We start from the raw sequence: 3779 nt of genomic DNA, 5'->3' as shown, positions 1-3779 counted from the left end.
CTTCTTGCGCGCGGCTCCGGCTCGATCCTGTTCACCGGCGCCACGGCAAGCCTCAAGGGCTTCCCCGGCTCGGCCGGTTTCGCCATGCCGAAATTCGGCCTGCGCGGGCTGGCGCAATCGATGGCGCGCGAGCTTAGCCCGAAGAACATTCATGTCGCGCATTTCATCATCGACGGCCAGATCGAGCCGACTGGACAGGCGCCCGAGCCGGACCGTCCGGATCGTCGCCTCTCGCCCGACGCGATCGCCGAGACCTATCTCGCCGTCCATCGCCAGCATCGCAGCGCCTGGAGCTTCGAGGTCGAGCTGAGGCCCTGGGTCGAGACGTTCTGACGATCCGTCGCACGAACTGCACAATAACGCACCCGGTCGCGGACTCTTTGTTTTAGAAGGTCTGCATATGCCATGATGCCATTTTAGCGATCCGCAATGTAAAAAAGCACAAAATAAAAGATACCTTTACTTAACTTCGGCGTGCATACTGCGAATTGGTCAGAATTGTTGTCCGGCTCTCCTGCACGAATTGAGAATGGGCATGCCGCTTACACGTCGCACGCTGTTTGCAGCCGGAGGCGGAGGGCTGCTGATCGCGCAGGCTCAAGCCGCGGCCACGCCGGCCCAGGCGCAGGACGCTCCAAGACCCATCGTCAGCGACAACAGGCTGCGCATCGCCATGCCGGCCTTCGCTTCGGATCCGTTCTTTCCGGCCGACGGCTCCGGAGCCGGTGGCATCGATATGGACCTTGCGCGCGGCTTGGCCACGGAGCTTGGCGTCGAACCGGTGTTCGACCGGTCCGCCGTGACCTTCGACGCCATGGTGCAAAGGCTGACCTCCGGCGAGGCGGACCTGGCGATCGGCAAGCTGAGCCGCACCCTCCAGCGCGGCCGTTCGATCCTCTATTCGCGGCCTTACGCCATGCTGCACCAGGGCCTGCTCGCCAATCGCGTGAACCTGGCGCGCATCACGCAAGGCAAGCCGCCTGAACAGATCATCCGCGACTTCTCCGGCGATCTCGGCGTGATCGAAGGCTCGTCCTTCGCCACCTATGCGGCGGCCACTTTCCCGCACGCCACGATCCAGCGGTTCGCGGGCTGGAACACGGTCATCGATGCGATCCGCAACGGCACGATCGACCTCGCCTATCGCGATGATTTCGAGATCAAGAAGCTGATGGTCGACGATCCGTCGATGACGGTGGTCGCGCGCTCGATCACGCTGACCGACAAGGTAGACACGATCGCGGTCGGCGTCAGTCCGGCCAATCCGCATCTGGCGGCCTTTGTCGATCTCTATCTCGATCTCGCGCGAGGCCAGCAGGTCCTCAACACCGACGAGATCATCGCCCGGTATCGCCAGGGGAGCAAAGCCTGACAATGGCCGTCTCGGATGCAGCCGCACCCATGCCCTTCGATTGGCGCCTGGCGGCAAAGCGCATCCTGCGCTCGCCATTGACAACGATCATCATGATCCTGGCCGGGATCCTGTGCGGACTCTACTACCCGGCCTTCGCCCATGCGATCAGCCCTTTGGCGCAGGTCTACCTGAATTTCCTCAAGATGGTCGTCCTGCCCTATCTCGTCTCGTCCGTCATCTTCTCGATCACGGCTATGGTCCAGGACCCGAAATCGGTCCGCTACCTCGGCAAGGTCGGCATCGCCGTGCTGGTCGTGTCGTTCCTCGCCGTGCTGGTGAGCGGCACCTATTCGCTGATCCTCAAGCCTGGCCAGATCGAAAACCCGCAGTCGCGCATCGAGCTCGGCGAGTTCATCAACTCCCAGGGCAGCGTCTCCACCGATCTCGCATTTCCCTTCCAGCCGCCGCCGTCGACCGGGGACCCGAACGGCGGGCATTCGATCTTCATGGATCTGGTGCCCAACAACGTCTTCAACGCGCTGGCCTCGGGCCAGACCATCCAGGTGCTGTTGTTCTGCCTGCTTTTCGGGCTGGCGATGGGCAAGATCCCGCAGCCCTCGTCGCTCAGCCTGTCGCAGGCGCTCAATGCGGTGTACCGGGCCTGCACGGTGCTGACCAACTGGTTCGTCTGGGGACTGCCCTTCGCAACCTTCATCCTGATCGCCGACCAGACCGCGTCGACCGGCACCAAGCCGCTGATGCTGATGGGCGGTTACCTGCTGGTGATGGGCCTGTCCTGCCTGACATTCCTCGCCGGCGCCTTTGCCATCATCGCCACACGCTCGCGGCGAAGCTACTGGGCCACGATCAAGATCCTTCAGCCGCTTCTGATGGTGGCCATCACGACGCGCTCCACAGTCGCCTCGCTCCCTTGGGTCATCAACCTTTTGAGCGAACGGCTACGCTTCAACCTTGTGGTGGTCGAGCTGCTCGTGCCGTTGCAGGCGGCGCTGCTGCGAACCGGCCCGGCGCTGGTCTACACCTCGGGCACGCTGTTCATCGCCCAGCTCTACGGCCATCAGTTGGCGATCCCGGACCTCTTGCTTGTCGGCGTCGCCTCCGCGCTTCTAGCGCTAACGACAGGCGGCATGGGCAGCCTGCTGATCCTGTCGCAGATGTCCATTGTTTGCGGTTATCTGAAGCTTCCCTTCGAGGCGGCGTTCGCCCTGTTTGTCGCGGTGGACGCGGCCGTGGACACGCTGATGACGCTGTCGAGCGTTTCCACCGTGGCCGCAAGCACGGCGATGATCGCGCCCAGCCATCGGGAGGCGGCTCAGGGCACTGAAACCGTCGCGCAAGAGCTCGAAGCCGAGCACGCTCGATGATCGACGAAGCCATCCGTCCCCAGCTCGGCATCATCGGCGGTCTCGGGCCGCTGGCATCGGCCGACTTCTACTTCAAGCTCACCCGGATGACCGAAGCGCTGCGCGACAACGAGCATGTGCCTTCCGTCATCCTCAGCGTGCCGCAACTGCCCGACAGGACCGAGGCGATCCTGGCCGGCCATGACGGGCCGCTGGCCCCGCTGACGGCTGCGGTCTCGACGCTCAATGCGCTCGGCGTTGCCTGCATCGTCATGCCCTGCAACACCGCCCATCATTGGTACGACAAGCTGGCGGCGAACTCGCGGGCAGAGATCATCCACATCGGCGACGCGGTGGTGGCGGAGATCCGCCGCAGCCTGGACCGGGGCCGGGTTGCGAACCTTGCAACCCGGGGCACGCTGGTTTCCGGCTTCTATCAGCACAGGATATCGGCGGCGGGGTTCGACCTCTGCCTCCCGCTGGACGCCGAGTTTCAGGAGCGCGTCGACAGCGCGATCATGCTCGTCAAGGCCGGGTCGATCGCGCAAGCCGCGGCCGAGACCGAACGCGCGCTTCATCTCGCGCAGCTGGCCGGCGCCGATGCAGCACTTCTCGGCTGCACCGAATTGTCGGTGGTGGCGGCCAGCCTCGGCGACACGAACGGATTGATCGTCATCGACAGCAATGCGGCACTGGCGCGAGCCAGCCTGACACGATTGGGCTTCGGCGTTCAGGAAGCGCGGGGCCTGCCGAAGGTGCCCCGCTTGCGCGCGAATGGCCGATCGAGCTGGCGCGCCACGCAGCGGGCCTCCTAGAGCAATCCAGGAAAAGTGCGTAGCGGTTTTCCGTCCGGAATTGCGTGAAAGCAAAAAGTTGGAGCGGTTTGGCGATTCCATGAAACGCTGAACCGCTCGTTACCGCTTCCGAATCAAAGCCGGCTTGCGAGCAGCCGGTGTTCTCCAAGTCACAAAATCTTTGAGAGAATATTTTCCGCCTCCCGTCTGAGAGGAAAAGCGCTTCTTTGCCCAGCCGGGCAGCATTGGCGATGCTGATATCAGGGC

General features: G+C 63.5%; 4 protein-coding genes. All 4 read left to right on the top strand.

The features are described from left to right. The coding region (locus EOD07_RS26255) for an SDR family NAD(P)-dependent oxidoreductase (RefSeq protein WP_127237484.1) at positions 1 to 333 on the top strand (333 nt) is incomplete at its 5' end. Between the two features lie 202 nt (positions 334 to 535). Then, positions 536 to 1372, top strand: a complete 837-nt coding sequence (locus EOD07_RS26250) for a transporter substrate-binding domain-containing protein (protein ID WP_041009125.1) — start codon at positions 536 to 538, stop codon at positions 1370 to 1372. Between the two features lie 2 nt (positions 1373 to 1374). Then, positions 1375 to 2739: a cation:dicarboxylase symporter family transporter gene (locus EOD07_RS26245; protein WP_127237483.1), complete on the top strand. Its 1365-nt coding sequence runs from the start codon at positions 1375 to 1377 to the stop codon at positions 2737 to 2739. Continuing rightward, a complete protein-coding gene (locus EOD07_RS26240; RefSeq protein ID WP_127237482.1) occupies positions 2736 to 3533 on the top strand; it encodes an amino acid racemase in 798 nt (265 codons plus the stop codon). Before EOD07_RS26245 ends, EOD07_RS26240 begins: the two co-directional genes overlap by 4 nt. Positions 3534 to 3779: the final 246 nt, after the last annotated feature.

The organism is Mesorhizobium sp. M2C.T.Ca.TU.002.02.1.1 (assembly GCF_003997225.1).
The sequence above is the reverse complement of the archived record's forward strand: the minus strand, read 5'-3'. Positions and strand labels throughout refer to the sequence as shown.